At 59.5% G+C, this 19,664-nt stretch carries 13 protein-coding genes; 8 read left to right on the top strand and 5 right to left on the bottom strand.

Features of this window, described 5'->3' with window-relative positions; all coding sequences use genetic code 11:
- The first annotated feature begins 9 nt into the window (after positions 1-9).
- Positions 10-4,245 carry a cytochrome P450 gene (locus tag OOJ09_RS20430; RefSeq protein WP_269906919.1) on the top strand — a complete coding sequence of 1,412 codons (4,236 nt, stop codon included), beginning with the start codon at positions 10-12 and terminating at the stop codon, positions 4,243-4,245.
- A gap of 21 nt (positions 4,246-4,266) precedes the next feature.
- Here OOJ09_RS20430 and OOJ09_RS20435 read toward each other — a convergent pair whose 3' ends face one another.
- Positions 4,267-4,953, bottom strand: coding sequence for a Crp/Fnr family transcriptional regulator (locus tag OOJ09_RS20435; protein WP_269906958.1), 687 nt, complete (start codon positions 4,951-4,953; stop codon positions 4,267-4,269).
- A gap of 1,936 nt (positions 4,954-6,889) precedes the next feature.
- Between OOJ09_RS20435 and OOJ09_RS20440 the strand changes: the two genes are divergently transcribed.
- Positions 6,890-7,138 (top strand): hypothetical protein, encoded by a 249-nt coding sequence (locus OOJ09_RS20440; protein ID WP_269906920.1) that lies wholly within the window; start codon positions 6,890-6,892, stop codon positions 7,136-7,138.
- Between the two features lie 233 nt (positions 7,139-7,371).
- Here OOJ09_RS20440 and OOJ09_RS20445 read toward each other — a convergent pair whose 3' ends face one another.
- The gene (locus OOJ09_RS20445; protein ID WP_269906921.1) at positions 7,372-9,189 is read right to left on the bottom strand and encodes a DUF4838 domain-containing protein; all 1,818 of its coding nucleotides are present in this window, start codon (positions 9,187-9,189) and stop codon (positions 7,372-7,374) included.
- A gap of 540 nt (positions 9,190-9,729) precedes the next feature.
- On the opposite strand from OOJ09_RS20445, the gene OOJ09_RS20450 reads away from it, so the two are divergent.
- Positions 9,730-9,921 (top strand): hypothetical protein, encoded by a 192-nt coding sequence (locus OOJ09_RS20450; protein ID WP_269906922.1) that lies wholly within the window; start codon positions 9,730-9,732, stop codon positions 9,919-9,921.
- Between the two features lie 622 nt (positions 9,922-10,543).
- Here OOJ09_RS20450 and OOJ09_RS20455 read toward each other — a convergent pair.
- The gene (locus OOJ09_RS20455) at positions 10,544-11,023 is read right to left on the bottom strand and encodes a hypothetical protein (RefSeq protein WP_269906923.1); all 480 of its coding nucleotides are present in this window, start codon (positions 11,021-11,023) and stop codon (positions 10,544-10,546) included.
- Between the two features lie 162 nt (positions 11,024-11,185).
- On the bottom strand, positions 11,186-11,380 hold the full coding sequence (locus OOJ09_RS20460) for a hypothetical protein (RefSeq protein ID WP_269906924.1): 195 nt from the start codon (positions 11,378-11,380) through the stop codon (positions 11,186-11,188).
- Positions 11,381-11,586: 206 nt separating this feature from the next.
- Here OOJ09_RS20460 and OOJ09_RS20465 point away from each other — a divergent pair, with 206 nt between their 5' ends.
- The 4 genes from OOJ09_RS20465 to OOJ09_RS20480 all read left to right on the top strand — a co-directional run bounded on the left by OOJ09_RS20465 (position 11,587) and on the right by OOJ09_RS20480 (position 15,948).
- On the top strand, positions 11,587-12,003 hold the full coding sequence (locus tag OOJ09_RS20465) for a MucR family transcriptional regulator (protein WP_269906925.1): 417 nt from the start codon (positions 11,587-11,589) through the stop codon (positions 12,001-12,003).
- Between the two features lie 197 nt (positions 12,004-12,200).
- The gene (locus OOJ09_RS20470; RefSeq protein ID WP_269906926.1) at positions 12,201-13,796 is read left to right on the top strand and encodes an FAD-dependent oxidoreductase; all 1,596 of its coding nucleotides are present in this window, start codon (positions 12,201-12,203) and stop codon (positions 13,794-13,796) included.
- A gap of 484 nt (positions 13,797-14,280) precedes the next feature.
- The gene (locus OOJ09_RS20475; RefSeq protein WP_269906927.1) at positions 14,281-15,054 is read left to right on the top strand and encodes a LuxR C-terminal-related transcriptional regulator; all 774 of its coding nucleotides are present in this window, start codon (positions 14,281-14,283) and stop codon (positions 15,052-15,054) included.
- Between the two features lie 219 nt (positions 15,055-15,273).
- Positions 15,274-15,948, top strand: coding sequence for a Crp/Fnr family transcriptional regulator (locus tag OOJ09_RS20480; RefSeq protein WP_269906928.1), 675 nt, complete (start codon positions 15,274-15,276; stop codon positions 15,946-15,948).
- A 45-nt stretch (positions 15,949-15,993) separates the two neighbouring features.
- On the opposite strand, the gene OOJ09_RS20485 is transcribed toward OOJ09_RS20480, so the two are convergent.
- Positions 15,994-17,142, bottom strand: a complete 1,149-nt coding sequence (locus tag OOJ09_RS20485; RefSeq protein WP_269906929.1) for an acyltransferase family protein — start codon at positions 17,140-17,142, stop codon at positions 15,994-15,996.
- A gap of 430 nt (positions 17,143-17,572) precedes the next feature.
- Here OOJ09_RS20485 and OOJ09_RS20490 point away from each other — a divergent pair, with 430 nt between their 5' ends.
- On the top strand, positions 17,573-19,663 hold the full coding sequence (locus tag OOJ09_RS20490; protein ID WP_269906930.1) for an acyltransferase family protein: 2,091 nt from the start codon (positions 17,573-17,575) through the stop codon (positions 19,661-19,663).
- Position 19,664: the final 1 nt, after the last annotated feature.

Here is a 19,664-nt window from a genome sequence, read left to right on the forward strand (position 1 = left end):
TGAACGCGCATGATCAGGATAAAGTACTTCGACGCCATCCGCGCGGCAGAGAAAAGCCAGCGTCCGCTGTCTGAAATGCCGCCATTCGACCTGGGACGTCTCCGCGCCAAGGGCGTTGCGTCGCGTATCGCTGGTTTTCTCTTCAATGATCCGCGCTGGGCGCTGGCGCTGCTGCGCCGGTTCTGGCCCAATCTCGCCATAGGCAATTTCCTGCTCGTGACCAGGAATGCCGACGTTCGCGACATATTGGAGCGCGGCGATGAATTCGAGACGCCTTACGGGCCGGAGATGACCGAACTGGCGCGCGGATCGAACTTCATTCTCGGCATGCAAGACGGCGCCGATTACCGGCGCATGAAATCGTCGGTGCTGAGCGCTTTCCCACCGGCAGAAATCGAGGCCCTGGTCAGACCGATCGCCGCGCGGCATTCACAAGAAATCATGACGCGCGCCAGCCCCGGCTTCGACGCGATCGCGGACCTGATGAAGATCGTTCCGGTGCGCATCTGCCGCGATTATTTCGGTCTCGAGATCGACGACGAATCCGAGTTTGCCGATTGGGCCATAGCATTGAGCGCGCTGTTTTTTTCGGATCCGACGGCGAGCCCCGCCACGCGCCAGCTCGCGGTGGTGGCTGGCGACCGCCTGATCAAGGTCATCGACCGCTCCATCGGCGCGATCCGGGAGAAGGGAGCCAAGGATGAGCAGCCGCTGGCAAGGCTGGTCCGCCTGCTGGACCAGGATCGCCTGTCGCTGCCCGACATTCATTCGATCATGCTCGGCATGGTCGCCGGCTTTGTTCCAACCAATGTGCTCGCCGGCAGCAACTGCCTCGACGTGATCCTGTCCCGGTCCGATGCGCGGCAAGCTGTCGATGCGGCCCTGGCCAACAACGACACAGGCAGGCTGGACAAGGCGATTTTGGAGGCCATGCGCTTCAAGCCGATCTGGGTTGGTCCCTGGCGCTACACCGCGCGCGACGCAACCATAGCCAGGGGCACGCGCCGCGAGCGCTTGGTGAAGGCCGGAACCGTGGTCATGCCGTCAACGCTGTCGGCGATGTTCGATCCCGAGGCCGTGCAAAGGCCCAACCACTTCGACACGTCGCGCCCGCATCGCGACTACCTGGTCTTCGGCTACGGTATTCATCAGTGCATCGGCGCCGAAATCGCCAGGATCCAGATTGGCGAAAGTCTTCGCGCCCTGTTCCAGAAGCACAATGTCCGCCGCGCGCGCGGCAAAGCCGGGAGGATGACGCAGGTCGGCGCTTACCCGGAAAGCCTCAAGGTCGATTTCGATCGGCCCGCGCTTTGCAGCACGGTAACCCATTCGATGGTGACCGTGGTCTGCCCGATCACCCAGGCTGCGTCGCTGGACGCCATCCGCGACAGGGTTACCGGGCTCGGCAACCCGGCCAGCGACGAGGTCCGCGCCGCGCTCGATACCGCCGGCATCATCCATTTCGCCAGCCTGGCTGTTGTTGCCACAGGTGAGTCCAACGACGTCTCCGGCGGTGAGAAAGGAGCGCTTGTTCTCGAAATCTCTGGCGACGGCAGCACCGGGGACGTCATCAGCGCCATGACGCATGCCATCGGACATAGGCTGCAGCCTATCTTCAAGGACGTGTGCGACCTACGTGACGGCGATGCGCTGGACAATTTCCTGCGCAAGCACAGTGTCGAGATATCACCGTCTTTCGGCAGCAACGCCGGACTGGTCTTTTCCGGCACGCCGGGCCATTCCGTGCAGCGCATCCTGGCAGAAGCCGAGCTTGCCGACGCGGTTCGGCCCGTGGTCGAGCAGCCGCGCGCCACCAATGGCGGGGCGGCCGCCGTGCTTGACGAAGCCCGCCGGCACGTCCGGTCCCTGGGAAAGTTCGACTGGGCATTCCAGCCCGCCGAAAGCCTGCTCGAACGGCCACCCGGAAAATGGTGGCAAGCCATAACGACAACGCTGCTGGCGCCTGCCGTGCTGGCCACGGTCGCCTTGCTGGTGCTCGCCTGCTGGCGGATGACCTATGTGCTGGTGTTCGGCAATCCGGCCGGCATCACCTTTGGCACCATTGTCATAGCCGGCACGGCGCTTCTGTTGACCGTGCTTGGAATTCTGGCGCTGGCGGCGCTGATCCTTGGCCTGTGCTTTCTCGCCTTGCGGCGCATGGAAGACATTGATCGCCCGCACAGCACGCCGGTCGACCTCGGCGCCCTCGACAAGATCCTGGTCCACGAAGACCAGCCAGGACAAGCCCAGAACCATCTGACGGCGATCTCGACGATGAAAGTTGGAATCTTGCGGAGGCTGGCGCTCAGGCTGTCGTTCTACCTGATCTCGATCTCGGCACAGAAGGTCTTCAAGCCGGGGTTCCTTGCCACCATCAACACCATCCATTTCGCCCGCTGGGTCCTGTTGCCCGGCACCAATAGGCTGATGTTCTTCTCCAATTATGGTGGCAGCTGGGAAAGCTATCTCGAGGATTTCATCGCCAAGGCCGCTGCCGGCCTGACTGGCGTATGGAGCAACACCGAGGGCTATCCGCGCACGCGCTGGCTCTTCCTCGACGGCGCCCGCGACGGCGACCGTTTCAAGCGCTGGGCGCGCCGGCAGCAGATACCGACCCTGTTCTGGTATTCGGCCTACCCTGGTCTCAACACCACGCGCATCCGGGCCAATTCGAGGATCAGGCGCGGGATCGCCACTGCAACGGGCAATGAGGCGCGCGACTGGTTGAGCCTGTTCGGATCGTTGCCGCGCCCGCAGGCCAGGAAGGCGGAGGCCGTCGGCCCCGCGGCGCCCGCGCCGTTGCCCGTCGAACAATTGGAAACCGGCGAGATCCAGTCCTTGTTCTTCGGTCCGTTCGGATCACTGGGTCATGCCCATATGCTGGCGATCGCCGTGCCGGAAAGCCTTTCCAGGGCCAGGCGCAAGGCCTGGTTGGAATTCATCGTCGAGCAGACCAGCTTCGGGGACGGCGTGCCGCCTGCACGGGCGATGACCGTTGCGTTCGGTCCCGATGGCCTTCGCCGCCTCGGGTTGGAAGGCGATGTCGACGGCAATCCGCTTGACACATTCCCCGTCGCCTTTCGCCATGGCATGGGCAATCCCGAGCGCAGTCGCATTCTGGACGATCTCGGCGAAAGCGTGCCTCAAAAGTGGCAATGGGGTTCGCCGCAGAAACCAGTCGATGTGGTGGTTGTTTGCTATGCCGAGAGTCCGGAGAAGCTGAAGACCGAGATCGGTACCGCAAAGAGAAAAATGACGGCCGCGGGCATGAACCTCGTCTCGGAATTGCCGCTGGCGGTAAACCGAGACGGCAAGCGCGCGGTTGAGCATTTCGGCTTCGTCGACGGCGTCTCGCAGCCGATCGTCAGGGGAACCGCCCGCGCCAACATCGGTGCGGCGCCCATGCATCTTGTCGCGCCCGGCGAGTTTCTGTTCGGCTATCGCGACGAGCATGGTTTCTATCCGTCGTCGCCCTCCGTCGACGCGTCGCTCGACCGGACCGGCATCCTGTCGCCAGTGCGCCGCAACCGGCAGATACCAGGTCTGCCGCCGCCGCCGCGCGACTTTGGCCGCAACGGCACCTTCCTCGTCGTGCGACAGTTCGAGCAACACGTCGACACCTTCCACGACTATTGCAAAGCGGCGGCCATGCAGGCGGCCAGCGAAACCGACGACCCGGCGATTACCCCGCGCTGGGTCGCCGCCAAGATGCTCGGCCGCTGGCCCGACGGCACCTCGCTGGTGCGCAATCCCGACGGCCGCCCGGGTCGCAGTGCCGATAATGATTTTGCTTTTGGCGTCGAGGACCCCCAAGGGCATCGCTGCCCGCTTGGCGCCCATGTCCGGCGGTCGAATCCCCGCGATTCGCTGGGCGAGGACCGTGAAACGCAGATCAGGATCGGCAAGCGCCACCGGATCATCCGGGTGGGTCGCAGCTACCAGAAGCAAGACAGGAAGGGCGGCAAGGTCGAAAAGGGACTGCTCTTCATGTGTCTCAACGCCGATATCGAGCGGCAGTATGAATTCATCCAGCAAACCTGGGTGTCGTCGACCGCATTCCAGGGACTTGTTGCCGAAAAGGACCCGACGATCGGTTCGCGCGACAGCGCCGGCAGGTTCACCATACCATCCTGGGAAAAGGTCACGGTGCTGAAAGGCATCCCGCAATTCGTTACCACCCGGGGAGGCGGATATTTCTTCATGCCGAGCCGGTCGGCACTGCGCTTTCTGATTTCGCGACTCTGATTCGCCCCGGCGCCTCCGCTGTCAGTCGTCGTCCTGCGACTCGGCGATATGGCGAAGCGCGCCGGCATCGGCTATGCGCAAGCCCCCGCGCTTGATGGCGATGATCTGCCGGTTGCGCCAGTCGTTGAGCGTCTTGTTGACCGACTCGCGCGTGGCGCCAAGGAACTCACCCAGTTCTGACTGCGAGATCGGTATCCAGCCCGCGCCGTCGGCCAAGATGCCGCCCAGAAAGCCCAGCCGTTTCGCCAGCCTTGCTTCGATGCCGAAGAAGGCCTGATCCCCGAGTTCGCCGCTGACCCAGCGCAGCCGCGCGCACAGAAGTTCGATCATGGCCCGCGCCAGGGATGGGTTTTTCTCAATTCGATCAAACAGTTGTGTTCGGCTGAGCGAGACCAGCTCACATGCGGTAAGACAGATCGCGGTGGCCGTGCGTGGGCGCCCGTCAAGCGCCCCGATCTCTCCGACCAGGCTGCGCGACAGCTCGATATTGGCCACCAGTTTTTGGCCGCCAGGCGAATAGAGCGAGATTTCCACCGTGCCCTTCATCACACCGTAGATGCGGTCGGCGGCATCTTCCTGGACGAACAAATGCTGGCCGGCGGCGTAGCGTTCGAGTTTGCAGCCAGCGAAAAGGAGATCGAACTGGCGCGGATCGATCCGCGCCGGGCGCGGCAGATCATTTCTGTCGTTCGCGCTGGCGGTTGGCATGCGGCTTCCCGGTGTTGTTGTGACATGGACAACTGTAGGGCAACGGCGCGACCGATCAAAGCAAATGTGTTTTGAGGCGGCGCTTCGAGGATCCGACCTCTCAAGCTCTCTGCAAATATCGCCGCCCGACAGGATGGGGAAGACAACAAGGAGACGCAACACGTCATCCCCGTCGGCAGACCCACTTTGGACTACACCCTGTCGAAAACGTCGTTGCGAGGTTAACCATGTCGCCATGTGCATGGGACCCAAAGCGGGTGTTGAACGTTTCTCGATCATGGCAAATCACCAACACAGATTTTATTGTCACATGGAGACAGGCGGAACCTGGGCGGTTTGGGACCGCATTACCGATGCCCCGGCAAGCTTGGGAGGGCGTGACCTGCTTGGTTGCACATCCCAGCGGGCAAACGTTGCGGAAAGCGTGCTGACGCGAATCTATGACAACGGATTGGATGCGCTTGCCGTTCGCATATCAGGGATAGCGCATTCTCGACCCGGCTGACGCTGGCTGCCACCGGCAATGGCGCGACGTGCGGTTGGCGCGGTCATTCCGCGATCGCACTATTTTCCCTTTTATTTAGAATCGGCTAATTTTAGAGAACGGCGGGGCCCCAATCCCGCCGAAGGCCAGCGCGGGTTTCAGGCAACTGTCCATAGGTACCGCGCTGGCCGCCAGCGGCTCTTCGCCTTCTTCGGAAGCCATGGGCGAAAAGTCATCTGCGAGAAAGCAAGAAGATCGGCGCACGTCATTGATGCCAGAGCGCAACCGGGTCACGCGCGGTGCGCCGGATCGTGGCAGGCTCAATTCTTCTTGGGTGGCAAGTTTTCTGAGCTCATGGGTGTCCTAGAGCCGTGGACCTACATATCGGGCGGCTTCCATCCACAATGCAAGCGCGATTGCGGGGGACCGTCCCTTCACTTCGAAGTCGCGGCCCCGATAGCTTCCTGCCGCGATCCACACCGTCTTTGAACGTTGGTAGATCGTTATGCCCTGGGCACTCGCCCAATCACACAGTTCTTCGCCCTTTCGATACATTATAGCGCCGGCCCAGCTCGGTGCCCCTCGAACCGGCAATGCCGCTTCACAGTTTGGCAAAAACCACACTCCGCCGCCACGCAAGCGATGCGCTCTTGGTCTTTCCTCGCTGCCACCATTTTTCCTGTTCCACCCCAAAACTCCTGCAAGGATGCAGCGCGCGGCTTCTCCCGCCTATGAAGAACTTCACATTGTCAGGCAACCTTGGCCGTGATCCACGTGCTGATCTCGATAGGAATCGAGGGCAGGTGGCAGGGCAAATCAGCGAGAACTCAACCGCCTTCGCGCCCCGGCGATGGTCAGCCACAAGCGGATATTTGATGCCGGCTTCGTCGATGACGGCGCGCGGCCATCGACGGGCTGGCGAGATCAATCCCGATCATCCCACAGTTATCGGGCGCGCTCCTTTCGGAGCCATACGCCCGCAATTGCGCTTGCGTCCTGGCGGAACCGGCTGATCGAGCGCTGCGTGGCTAGGCATGGACCGACACCTTGTCCGATAGTTAACAAATCGTTGCAGGTGAACTCAAGGCGTTGTCAGCCGAGGGGCAAGAATGTGCCGAACAGTCAGGCCACCCTGGTGACCGAAGTCTCGGAAATTCATAATAGATAGGCCAGTTTCTACTTTACGGTGGGGCGCGCTAGACCTCTGACCATCGCTGTCGATGCAGACGACTGTTGCCGCCAGCCACATTGATTGGCAAATTCCAAGCCGTTATCTCAGATGCAGCTAATATTCATATTTCGAAGAGGAAGTAAATAAATTTTCGTCTAAAATTTGTTTCATCAATTATAAAACGGTCTGATAACCTCGACATCGAGCAAGACTCGATCTTCCCCAAAAAATACACCACAAGCTTCTCGGGGCTGATTGTCGCCCAGTTATGGAGGCCTATCGTGATCATTCGCATTCTTATCGCAATTTCTCTTGCCGCGTCTGTCGCATCCTTCTCGACGGCCAGCTTTGCTGAGTCTTCGGTCAAGGTTAAGTCTGTCGAGGCGGGTAAGTCGGGTGGCGCCGGCGAAACCGGTGGTAAAGCTGGTGGTGCTGGCGAAACCGGCGGCAAGGCCGGCGGAGCCGGTGAGTCCGGCGGCAAGGCCGGCGGCGCTGGAGAAGGTGGCGGCAAGGGCGGCAAGGGCGGCTGATAGCCCTTGTAGTTCCTGCCAGGACAAGAAGCGCACCCCTGCTGGCGTGAATGCTGGCGGGGGTGTTTTCACAGCGTGCGAGAGTCCCGCCGCGCACGATCCAGGGCTGGCGCCCCAGGATTGGGGTCCCAATCGACCGGTGATTGTCGTGGCGCGGTGCGGCAGGCTGGGCCGATCAGCGCGGCCGACACTGCGCCGAACGCCTGTTGCCAACTCCAATTCACTGACGAAGATCATTCTGGACCGGGATCCTGCGATTGAACCGCGGCGCCTGGAAGGGTCCAGCTAGTGCTCTCGACCCACGCACAGTGATTCAAATTGGATATCCACATACGCTCATGCGCGCGTCGAAATTCCAGCAACGCCTGCAATTCCGGCTTGCCCCGCTCGTAGCTGGAGTCCGGATCGCCGAGCGTAAGTTTGCTGGCAGCTTGCGAGCACAGCTTCGCGTGCTGCAGTCCCAATTGAAGGAACTTCACCCGCATGGAGGCTTCCTGGTCCCCCTTCGCAGAGGAGACCGCGCGGTCGAGCAGGGCTTCGGCTGGCGCGAAGCTCTCCTCCGGATAGATCGCATGCGCCGCTTTCGCCCAGCTTCGCCAACGGGAGGCCCCGAGGGCCTCGAACGTGTCATGCAGCCGTGTGCGCCCATTCGACGTATACGCCTCCCAGAAATCGAAATATTTCTTCACGTCATCCGCCGCGGGTCCGAAGGCCGAATAATATTCTGACAAGATCGAGCTGGCGGATACGTCTGGATGCATCTGCAGGCGCATCAATAGGTAGATATTTGGACCTTGTGTCGCCCAATGACCTGTTAGTGAGTCAAAATCAGTTCCGATCATTCCGTTACTGGATGCTTTTTGAAACTCATCAGAGAACTGATTTGTAAAGATATGCGGCATGCAATAGCCATCAAGAAAGTAGTTCGTCCTCATAAGAAGGCTTGCATCCGTTTTCGCCCATCCTTGCCACTGATCCTTGATCCATCCTTGATCTTCATCGCTTCTTGGATAAAACCACGATGACGGGCAAAAGCCGATTATGATATTCGAGCCCAGCTTTACGCCCGAGGTCGGCGCGGCGAAGTAGTTCATATAGGCGTAGCCCACGACGACCGCGTTCGAATTGTATTTCGCGGCGATCTGCTGGATCGCTTGCCATGAACGCGCGTACCGGTCCGACACGAAAGGCTTGCCAGCGATCTTCGACTTCGACGGAATGAACTTTCGATAGTTCGACGGCTCAGGACCATCCAGCGCCTTGCACACGTCGCATTCGCATTGGCCAGGGATGTCATTTTCAACCGCGTTCACGAAAATTGGAGGGTGTTCCTGGGATCCGTTTCCATGCTGGCGCCACTGTGAGACAATCTCTTCGTGCAAGCCCGGATTGGAAATGCACATCGAGAAGCGCCCGCCGGGCCTCGAAGGTCCCCGTTTGCCGTTGACCAACTGAAACCACTCGGGATGCTCTCCGCCATACTGTTGCCACCAGTCGACGAAGGCATGTCCGTAGTTCGCCGGGATTCGGCGGCCCATGCGGTTGCGGCGCAGAAATGCAGCCTGTGCGCTCATGTATTCTTCAGCCGCAGCGGCGGTGAAGCCCATTTCTGGATGATCTTTAGCCCTCAAGCCCGCGGCTGAGCGCACGTGACGCTGCACGAGCCGGGGCGTTACGACGCAATCCTGAGCAGGGACGACTACGGACTCTGCTCTTGGAACAAACGTTCCCAGTTCGCCTGGCCACAGCCACCGAACCGCGAAGTAGCGATCGAGAAGCTCGTATGCGCCGAAAAGTGTTCCCGCGGACGTGTTTTCATCGAGAGGGCTGCCGGGCGTGTCGTGCCCTGCGATGCACAGGTGGCGGCCGATGGTCCGAATAGCGCACGACTCCGGCCCCAAAGCGTCGAAATTGATTCCGGCCTTTCGGGCAAAATGGGTATCGCCCAGAAAGACGTGGGCTTTGTCCAGGCTGGCCGACCTCACCTTGCTCTCGGTCACTATCGCAGGTTGGAAGCCGGTCGCTTTCTGAATATGCCAGCCGAGTTCCACGGCGGCATACCGTACGGAATCATTCGGCCTGTCCGATGTGACAAGTGTGAAGGCCGGTCTGCCTCTTGCCACCAATGTCACGCCATCGCCTGGCTGATCGTGCGCGCCGGCTGGTTGATCGTGCGCGCCAGCTGGCCCGCAAACGCCCAGCCAGTGTAACAGGCTTAGGAGGGTTCCCTGCGCAAACGTTCTTCGCGACAATGCTTGCATGCCAGGATCTTACCTACACACGGTCATACAGCAAGGTAACCATGTCTGTGTCGGCTCGCGCATCGGTGCCATCTCGCTAAAGAGACCCGCCGCACAGTCTGGTGCGGCGGGCGATCAAGCGTTGCGCATCAAGCGGGGGTGGGTGCCTGCTGCGTGCAGATCATGACATGAACGGTACCGCGATTAGGCGACGTGATTCCAGATAGGCCTCTGGGCGTCCTCGCTAAACTTTCGGGTAGGGGCGAAGGATATCCCTGCTTCAAGGCTTCGGCGCACCCTATGTCGAGTGGGCGACTGGCTCGTGTCCAACGCCGAAGGCCTCAGATCCGCGTGGCAAAGGTTTTCGGCGGCTACGCGTTACAAAATGGTGGTGACCGTCAGAGAGCCTTGAGCAGTCAGGTCGATGTCGCGGCGGCAAGGCGGGTGACGCTGGCCAAGCCGGGGGCAATTCTGGCGGGTGGTGTCCGATTCATCTCGATTTGGGTCAAAGGCCACGGCCGCGTGATCGATGTGACAGTATGATGTAACCAATCTCAACTGCGTGGTTTCATGTTCACCTTGCGCGGTGTTTTCGCAGCGGGGGGTTGTCGCTGGCTGTTGCCGCAATAGCTGTTGTGGCTGGGGCCGAAGAAAACGGTTCCAGTTGCGGCCTCGCCCGAGGGGGGCCGAATGATGACGGGCCAATGGGTATGGGCAGCCTGAGGGGTGGGCGGGGCTCGGACCGGATGTCCGATCGAGTTGACGACGCCCTGCAACGGAGCCCGAATGAATGCCTCGAAATTATGAAGAATGGCGGATGCTAGCTAACGCTCTTGGCGTTACTGTCTACCAGCGTTCAAAGACCGTGTGGATCGCGGCCGGACGCTACCGAGGCCGAGATATCGAAGTGAAAGGCCGGTCGCCAACAATTGCGCTGGCTTTGTGGAAGGAAGCAGCGCGTTACGCCGGCTCGGACAGGTAGTTCGGAACGGGGCAAACAATGCAGGGACGGTTATCCCGCGCCCCGCTCGAAATCAAATTCACCTGGTATCGCTCGCGAACCCATTTTGTTCTGGTGAAGCTGCCTGACTGTCGAGTTCGGCAACGGATGCCGGCGGGCGGGTATCCGCGCGCCGGCATCCGATAAGCTTCGGATTTTGTCGGTCTAGCCAGCGCCGCCGGTCTTGCCGCCGCTCTCGCCAGCGCCTCCGGCCTTGCCGCCGGTTTCGCCAGCGCCTCCAGCCTTGCCACCGGTCTCGCCAGCGCCGCCGGCCTTGCCGCCGGTTTCGCCAGCGCCTCCAGCCTTGCCACCGGTCTCGCCAGCACCTCCGGTCTCGCTCAACGTAGCGGCCGTGCTAAGGGTGGCGCCGCCGCCGGTCTCGCCGGCCTTGCCGCTGGTCTCGCCAGTGCCTCCGGCCTTGCCACCGGTCTCGCCAGCGCCTCCGGCCTTGCCACCGGTCTCGCCAGCGCCTCCGGCCTTGCCGCCGGTCTCGCCAGCGCCTCCAGCCTTGCCGCCGGTCTCACCGGACGAACTGACCTTGACACTGGACTCGCCAACGGCGCCGGCATGAGAAATCCCGACCGTTCCCAGAGCAAAGAATGCCCCCACCAGCAACTTCGCCGTAGATGCAATTTTAATGGTCATATCATCTCCTGATATCCGAGCCCCCCACATAATTACTAATAGGATTCTCTCGTGAAGGTTATTCAAAACCTTGATCGAATTGGACACATTTAATGACAGTATGATACAAGCTTATTTTTGCCATCATGCCGATTTGATTGAGTAATCAAAAGACATGATTTATCATATGTTTCTGGTATTTGTGTAGCAGTCGGCGAAAGTGGCAACTTTGACGCTTTCAAAAGGCCAAACATATATGGAATATTTGATGTTTTTTCGCGTATAAGGCGTGTTTTGAGCAGCAATTTCCAAGAAAACGTCGAGCAAGCGCAGCACGACGCGCTCAGCCACCAGCGGACGGTGTAGCTTGACCATCACGACGGGTTACCACTTTTGGGTGGATTCAATACCACCAAGGGCAATTGACAGAAGTGGCACCCAGGGATGCCATTGGAGGCTCTAAACGCGGGGGGATCGGGAGCATATGCTCCCGATTTGATGTTTGGATAATTCGGCAAACGAGTGATCCAAAACCTGCTCCGCATTTGCCACGGACGACAGCCAACGTCAGTCGAGAGCGGATTATGGATCCTGACCCCGTCGATCATCTGGAATTAACCGTCAAGATCGTTTCGGCCTTTGTCAGCAGGAATCAGGCCTCCCGTTCTGATCTGGTGGATCTGGTCCAGAATGTCGGCCGCACGTTGCAGGCCCTCTCGGCAGGCGCGGAAAAACCCAAACCAAAACTCGTTCCCGCCGTGCCGATCAGCAAGTCGGTGACCCCCGATTTCATCATCAGCCTGGAGGACGGACGCAGGATGAAATCATTGAAGCGGTACCTGGCTTCGATGGGAATGACACCGGCGGATTATCGCAGGAAATGGGGTTTGCCGCCGGACTACCCATTGGTCGCGCCGAATTTCACCCAATTGCGTTCGCAAGCGGCCAAGAGGATCAGGCTTGGACAGCGGAATGCCAGTGATCAGACTTCCGCAACCTGAGCAAATGGGCTCCCGCCTCAGGCCTCGACGGCTATGACAGCTTCGGTCGTATTGGTGCAACTGTCTCATGCGAATTACATTCGCTCCGCTGTCCGATGCAATGTCAGCAAACAGCTGGATCGGGGGTGGCGGAAATGTGAAGATGGCCGCCCACTGTCTCGTAAGCCTGTTGCTGTTTCCTTCCGATCGGCACCGCCATGATTGAAGACTGCAAGGACTTTCCAGAAGGCGTCCGGCTGGAGACGGATTTGTGCATAGTCGGAGCGGGCGCGGCTGGTCTTGCGATGGCCTCGCAGTTGGCGGAAACGCGGCATCGCGTCTGCGTCATTGAAAGCGGCGGCCTCAACTATGAGCATCGGCGTCAGCGACTGTCGCGGGGTCAATCTGTAGGCAGGCCCTATGAGGCGCTGGACCTTTGCCGAATCCGCCAGTTTGGCGGCAGCACCGGCAAGGCTGGTTGGGGCGGATGGTGCAAGATGCTTGATAGCGTCGATTTCGAGCATCGGCATTGGATCCCGATGAGCGGGTGGCCTGTCGATCGCAAGTCGCTGCTTCCCCACTACGAATCGGCCGCCGACTTGCTGGGGATCAAGAACCTGCTGGCTGATGAGCCGGCCTCCGCGGCCCTTCGCACGAATGGACCGCTTTTTTCCGAACGCTGCTTTCTCAGCCCCGTCCCGGATCTCGGGGCAACGATGCATGCGAGATTACGCACGGCAAGGAACGTGCAGGTTATCCTGCACGCCACCGCCCTTCGGCTTGACACCGACGTTTCTGGGAGACGGGTTCGCTCCATCGAGGTAGCCAGCGCACCGAACAATCGATTCCAGATAGAAGCGCGTTTCTTTGTGCTGGCCTGTGGCGGGATCGAAAACGCGCGCCTCCTTTTGGTTTCAAACCGACAGATGCCGAATGGGATCGGCAACCAGCATGACCTGGTTGGACGCTATTTCATGGAGCATCCACGAGTAAGATGGGGCAGTTTGCAGGTCAGTCGACCTGACAAAACCGTCGCCCTTCACGTACCCTCGGTCGCGACCCGCATGGTTGATTTGCCGGGGCCCGCGGGCGGCGGCATCAATGATGCATTCGGGCTTGTTCTGCGCCCAGAGATCCGCGCAAGCGAAGGCCTTCTCGGCTCCCGGACGTGGATCAAGCCGGGGCCTTGCGTCAACGATATGGATGGCTCCGAGGCCCTGCAGTATCTTGCCTTCTGGCTGCGCAGGGGTCGCCTGCATCGCGACCTTATCAAGAGTGGCTGTACGATCTTTCGCCATCCCGCGGGATCAATCTCGTCAGGCATCGAACGCATCTGGCACTCACGCCACCGCGCCAGGCATTTTCACTTTGACACCATCCTCGAACAGGAGCCGGACCCGGAAAGCCGGGTTACCCTGGATACAAAGCGTGACGAATTCAATCTCCCGCGCGTGAAGCTGGAATGGAAGGTGGGACCTCTGGTTCGGCGCACACTTGAGCGGATGCAGTCCATCATCACGGAAGAGATGCGGCTGCTGGGCCATAGAAGCGACGTCCAGGCCGGCACCGACGAAACCCCGACCGGCGGGGAAGACATCCCATACCGCTGGGTCAGGCACCACATGGGTACAACGAGGATGAGCAACGATCCGCGAACGGGTGTGGTCGACGGCAAATGCCAAGTGCACGGCCTCGCGAACCTTTTTATCGCCGGCAGCTCGGTCTTCCCAACCGGGGGAAACGATATGCCCACCCTGACCATTGTGGCACTCGCCATTAAATTGGGCCAGAATCTCCAACAATGGCTTGAGTAAAGAGCAATTCCTCGTTGGCGGAGCGCCCGATTGACATGGGGCGACGGTTGTCTGGAGATCGGACCGCGAGCATTTCTGAAGTTGCCACTTCGCTTCACAATGGTAAATTTGCAGCTTTGCTTGCGCCCTTTGGATAAGGCGGCGGGCGTTGCAGCTTTGAAAGTGGCAATGCGTCAAATATCGGTTTGCAGTATGGGGCATAGACTGCATCCGGCGTAGCCGGCTATCCATCCTGTTGATGGGTACGCCTTTTGGTGGGGCCGACTCGACGCTTCGACACCTGTCCCGCCTCGGTACAGACGCTCACAAATACGCGATTATATTCACGCTGTGCGTTTTGTCACACCGCGCTCCCAATCCACAAGTTATTACTAATGCATTAAGAAGGTGGGTTCCTAATGCATTAAGGAGGTGTGTTTCGAAGTCGAATTCTACGTTGGGGTGAATTCTACGTCGCAGTGAAAATTCGGGTTGGGGGTAAGCCATGACGATTCTGTCGAACAACGATCAGCCGATCAATACCGATCTGGCTCTCTATTCAGCTGTTGCCAATACCAATCATATAGGACCTTCTCCCTTACGGGAGGGGATGGAGATAGCGATCATCGATGACAGGCCGCTGATGTGCGACTGCTTCGCCAGAAGCCTCGAGCTCATCGAGCCGTCATTTCGCATCCAACGCTATGCGACCGTCGAAGCGTTCGACGCCGCTAGTCCGGAGGAGACCGAACGGGTTTCGACGGTCTTGCTGTGCGTCATGTGGTCGAATTCTCACGCGGACTATCATCTTTCGCGGATTGCCCATCTCAAGGCAACCAGACCGTCTCTCGGAATCGTGATGCTGTCGGATATCGAGAACTTTGACGATATTGTCAAAGCGGTGGAAAGCGGGACGCGTGGCTACATTCCCACGAGCGTCAGCTTGCAGGTTGCGGCAAAGGCGATCCAGCTTGTCGCGGCGGGCGGGACCTTCATACCGCCCAGTGTTCTCTTCAGTTCGGGCCAGGCAATCAAGGACAGCCAGCCAGCCAAGCAACCGCAGGGCGACAATGTTTTCACGTCACGCCAGATGTCGGTGATCGAAGCATTGCGTCGGGGCAAGGCAAACAAGGTTATCGCATACGAACTCAACATGTGCGAAAGCACAGTCAAGGTGCACATCCGCAATGTGATGAAAAAGCTGCGTGCCAGAAATCGTACCGAGGTAGCTTATATCCTTAACACCACGCCATATGATGGTGTTACCATGCGAAACTGAGGTATGGCTGCCGCCTCGGTCAAAGAGTGATGTCTTTTTGCCCGCGGCAACCATGCTGGATGGCTTTATCGGGCCCTCGACCTAGAGGGCCTGCAGGGGGGGTCGACATTTTGCGAGGGGCGAGGATAGGTGAAACAGCCGCCTGAGCGATATTCCGTTCCGCGGACTGAGAGGGAGGCCGCTCCCGCGGCTGATCGGAACACGTTACAAAGCCTGGATTTGAACGGTATCGAACATTTCCGCGCGGTTCGGGCATCCACGCTGGCCGAGATGAACCGTCGCTGTCATTGGTTCCATCTCGATGACGGTGATGTCTTGATCCCGGCCGGCGAAAAAGTCGATCGGGTTTTCTTTCTTCTGGATGGCGAACTCCGCTTCCCTGTTTATACCCGCACGGGCAAGATCGTGTGGCTCCCATCGGCGCACCAGGGATCACTCGTCAACGGGGCTGCTTTGAGCGGCGAACTTCCCCTGATGCCGTATTCGATTGAGGCGGCGGGACCGTGCACGATCGCTTCCATCGGAAGTCGGACCTTCCTGGACATAATCAAGAACGATCCCGAGGCGCTTCAGGCCCTCGTTCAAATGTTGGTCGAGCGCCAGCGCCTGATTGTCGAGCATATCGTTGAACTCTCGACACTCAGCGTGCGATCGCGCGTTCATAGCGAATTGCTGCGTTTGTGTGCTGAAAATATCGAAACCGGCGGTTCGGCCGTCATCTCTCCCATTCCCACACACACGGATTTGGCCAATCGCATCGGCACGCATCGTGAAGCCGTGGCCCGCGAACTCAGCTACCTGCAGAGTGTCGGAATAGTCCTGCGCCGCGCAAAAGAGCTTCTTGTGCCCGATGTGTCCCGCCTGACGGACTTGCTGGCAAGGTCCGACGATTAATCAAATCGGCTATGACGGCTTCAAACCAGTGCCGTGGCGGCGCACTTATCCCCGCAGCCAGGCAGATCGTTTGGTGTTTAAGGCCAGCCACAGCCGCGCGGCACTGGGTTGCGATGTCGAGCGGTAGATCTTCTGATGATAGACGAACTCATAGGGCCACAGTTCGAGGGTACGGTTCGCGAAATGCGTGAGGATCCAGGTGATCGCGCCTGTCACAACAATGAAGGCGCCCATCGAGACTGGGACGTTGGCGGTGAAGAGATGAGCGTGCGAGAAGGCCGCGCGGGATAAGAAATACGTGTAGGGATGCACCAGATAAAGGCTGTAGCTGACCGTCCCGAAGTAGCGAAGGAGCCGGTTGCCGAGCAACAGCGCCGTCAAGCTGTTCCGTGATACCGCGAGGCAGAAGTAAAGCGCCGTCGCCGCAACCAGCAAGGGTACCTCGGCATTCTGGAAATCGGACCAATGATAGTCGTAGTGGCCGCGGGTCGAAAGAAAGACGCAGGCTGCCAGGGCCGCGCTCTCGGCAAGGCGGTGGTGACCGCGACTTACCCATTCATATCGGTCGTGGGCGAGGCGGATCAGGCCCCCCGCGACAAAATACAGGGCGATCGGATACCTGGCGATAAAGAGCGCGGCAAGGAGGCTTAGGACGACCAGGCCGAGCCTGCTAGGGCGACGGACAGCCACAAACACGAACGCTGCCATGAACACATAGAACCAGACTTCGAAAGTCAGGCTCCATGCATTCGGAGTCAGCTGCTCGGTGCGGGAGAGAAGATTCAGGAAGGTCAATCCGGCCAGAACCGATGTGAGATTGTTGGTTTCGGGATAAAGGTTCGTCGTGGCGTTCAGCAGGATGAAAAGCACGCTGAACGCGAAAAACAGGGGGTAGAGGCGCATGAAGCGTCGGGCGGCAAATTCAGTTGGACTGTAGCGTATCGCGCTCGGCAGGATAACGAAGCCGCTGATGACGAAGAAAAGGCAAACCCCGAAGGTGCCGAAATTCCAGAACGGCGTGATGCCGTCGACATAGGCCGAATTGGACGCGTAGACGTGCTCTGCCGTGCCACCCAGGAGATGCGCGAAGAACACCATGAGCGAAGCGATGCCGCGCAGCCCATGCGCGGCTATATTGAACGAATTGTCGCCAATTGGCTTCGCTGATGGCTTCGCTGACGCTTCAGCGGTCAAATGCTGGCTATCCGATAGTCTCACAGGGCTGGAATGGGTGGCAGCCATCTTGAGCTTTCAAACCTGACCTTGGCAGATCGTTTCACCCTACAGCAAGTCCATGTCCTGCAATCCTTGGGGAAATAGGCGGATACCCCCAGCCCAAAAGTGGGGGTCACCCAGGAACAGTTGACCGGATTGGTTAGCCTGGGCGGACTGCGGCGGCCTTCGACGGAAGATCAGGTCGCGACACGGATCAAGATCGTCCAGCGTGGTGATCGCGGCATGCCCGATGGCGGTCGTCGGGAGCTGTCGCGAGAGGGGATGCGCTGCAGCCGCCGGATGTGGACGGTGCCCAACCGCGGCTTCGCCCGCTAGTCCGATTTAAGGCATGGACTACCCCTTTATTGCGGGCCGGCATCAGCGCGTAGGCGCGCTATACAGGACCAGTATGCCAAGCTACCAAGGTCATAGGCCCAGCCCCGCTGCTGGCGTGATGTTGGACTCTGGGAAATCCCCGGGGTCGGCATCGCGGCATGCGGCCCTGGCGGCTCCAGCCTACCGAGCCGACATCGATGGTTTACGCGCCATCGCTGTCGTTTCGGTTGTGCTGTTCCACGCCGGTTTCACCGTATCCAGCGGCGGATATGTTGGCGTCGATATCTTCTTTGTCATCTCCGGCTACCTGATAACCCAATTGATCGCCAGGGACTTGCGAGCAGGCGAGTTCTCGGTCTGGCATTTCTATGAGCGGCGTATACGCCGCATTTTTCCGGCGCTGTTCGCCATGCTGGCGGTCTGTACGTTGGCATGCGCCTTCATCTTCCTGCCCGATGACTTCAGGCGCTTCGGTCGCAACTCCGTCGCCACGGCCCTCTTCTCGTCCAACATCGGGTTTTGGCTGAAGACGGGTTATTTTGAAGGGGAAACTTACGACCAGCCACTCATCCACACATGGTCACTGGCGGTGGAGGAGCAGTTCTACATCCTATTTCCATTGTTTTTGATATCCATCTGGTGGCTGGGAGTTCGCAATGTTCGCATCCTCCTGGCGGGCGTGGCAGGAATTTCGTTCCTCGTGACTGTGATGGTGATGCAGTACGACGCTACTGCCGCCTTTTACCTCACCCCGTTCAGGGCGTGGGAGTTGCTGTTGGGCAGCCTCCTGGCGCTTGGAACCTTCCCACGCCTCGCCAGGCGCTGGCAGTGCGAGGTGGCGACAGGGGTCGGATTGCTGATGATCCTTGCCGCCGTGCTGCGCTATTCCGATGTGACTTCATTCCCCGGCGTCGCGGCACTCCTTCCATGCATCGGCGCTGCCCTTGTCATTCACGGAGGAAGTGGTGCGAATTGCTCGGTCACGCGACTGATTTCAACAAGGCCGTTCGTCGGCGTGGGTCTGATAAGCTACTCCCTGTATCTTTGGCATTGGCCGCTGATTGTTCTGGTTGGTTATCTGGCAATCGATCAGCTCAGTTCGCTTCAGTCTGCCGCCCTGGTGGCCGCTTCATTCACGCTGGCGTTCATGTCTTGGCGATACATCGAGCGCCCGTTGCGGGTCCCGTCGCGGGTAACGCGCCCAGTGCCCGTCTTGGCTGGAGGCGCTTTGGCCATCGTCGCCGTGGCAGTGACCGGTTCGATCATCTACCTGGACAATGGCTGGCCGACCCGCTTCTCCAAGGATGTGAATGTGTTGTCCAGCTATGCCTTGTCCGCCAACCCTGAAGCGGATGAATGCGCAAACGTGTCTCTTCAGCTCGCTGCGAATTCCCCCTGTACAATAGGCTCCTCCGCGAATGCCCGGATCTTTCTATGGGGAGATTCTCATGCGGGGGCGATGTTCGGTGCAATGTCGGAGCTGGCAGCGCATGGCGCAAGCACGGTCTACGGCGCGACCCCCCGCTGTCCCCCTCTCCTGGGCGTCGGAACGGACCGAAATTGCATCCGAGGAAACGATTTGCGGCTGAGATACGCACTCAGCCACCCGGAGATGAAGACCGTCATAATCGCTGCCAGGTGGTCCCTCTATCTCGAGGGCCGCGCGATCGAACTTGGACCAGCGGAACGAAACGGCAATCTTCCGCAGTTGCAGGACCGGGATGGCGTTCAATTCGACCGCTTCTCCATCGAGGCGCGTCACGCGTTCGAAACATCGCTCAGGAGAACCGTGAGCCGGCTCCTGCAAGCAGGGAAAAAGGTGGTCATCGTCTACCCCGTCCCGGAGGTGGGTTATGACGTGCCCTCCACGGCTGCTCGGCTCGTTGCGCAGGGCCATGCCCTGCCGGGAGATACCCTGTCCAGCTTCAGCATACCAGAGAGCCTCTATCGGGAAAGACAACGGATCGCATTTGGTATTCTGGACAGGCTGGGCCGACATGTCGGCCTCATTCGCGTTTATCCGACGCAAGTGCTTTGTCCGCAGGACCGGTGTGTTGCCATAATGGATGGGAAGCCGCTGTACTTTGACAGCCACCACCTCAGCATTCCGGGTTCCAGGATACTCGTGCCGTTGTTTGCAAGAGCTTTGCGGCGAGGCGCCTGAC

The sequence above is a fragment of the Mesorhizobium qingshengii genome (genome assembly GCF_027563465.1).
Classification (GTDB): domain Bacteria; phylum Pseudomonadota; class Alphaproteobacteria; order Rhizobiales; family Rhizobiaceae; genus Mesorhizobium; species Mesorhizobium qingshengii_A.

Coding starts and splice junctions, on each gene's coding strand:
- OOJ09_RS20430 (WP_269906919.1), top strand. CDS start 10: ATGATCAGGATAAAGTACTTCGACGCCATCCGCGCGGCAGAGAAAAGC.
- OOJ09_RS20435 (WP_269906958.1), bottom strand. CDS start 4,953: ATGCCAACCGCCAGCGCGAACGACAGAAATGATCTGCCGCGCCCGGCG.
- OOJ09_RS20455 (WP_269906923.1), bottom strand. CDS start 11,023: ATGACCATTAAAATTGCATCTACGGCGAAGTTGCTGGTGGGGGCATTC.
- OOJ09_RS20465 (WP_269906925.1), top strand. CDS start 11,587: ATGGATCCTGACCCCGTCGATCATCTGGAATTAACCGTCAAGATCGTT.
- OOJ09_RS20470 (WP_269906926.1), top strand. CDS start 12,201: ATGATTGAAGACTGCAAGGACTTTCCAGAAGGCGTCCGGCTGGAGACG.
- OOJ09_RS20475 (WP_269906927.1), top strand. CDS start 14,281: ATGACGATTCTGTCGAACAACGATCAGCCGATCAATACCGATCTGGCT.
- OOJ09_RS20490 (WP_269906930.1), top strand. CDS start 17,573: ATGCCAAGCTACCAAGGTCATAGGCCCAGCCCCGCTGCTGGCGTGATG.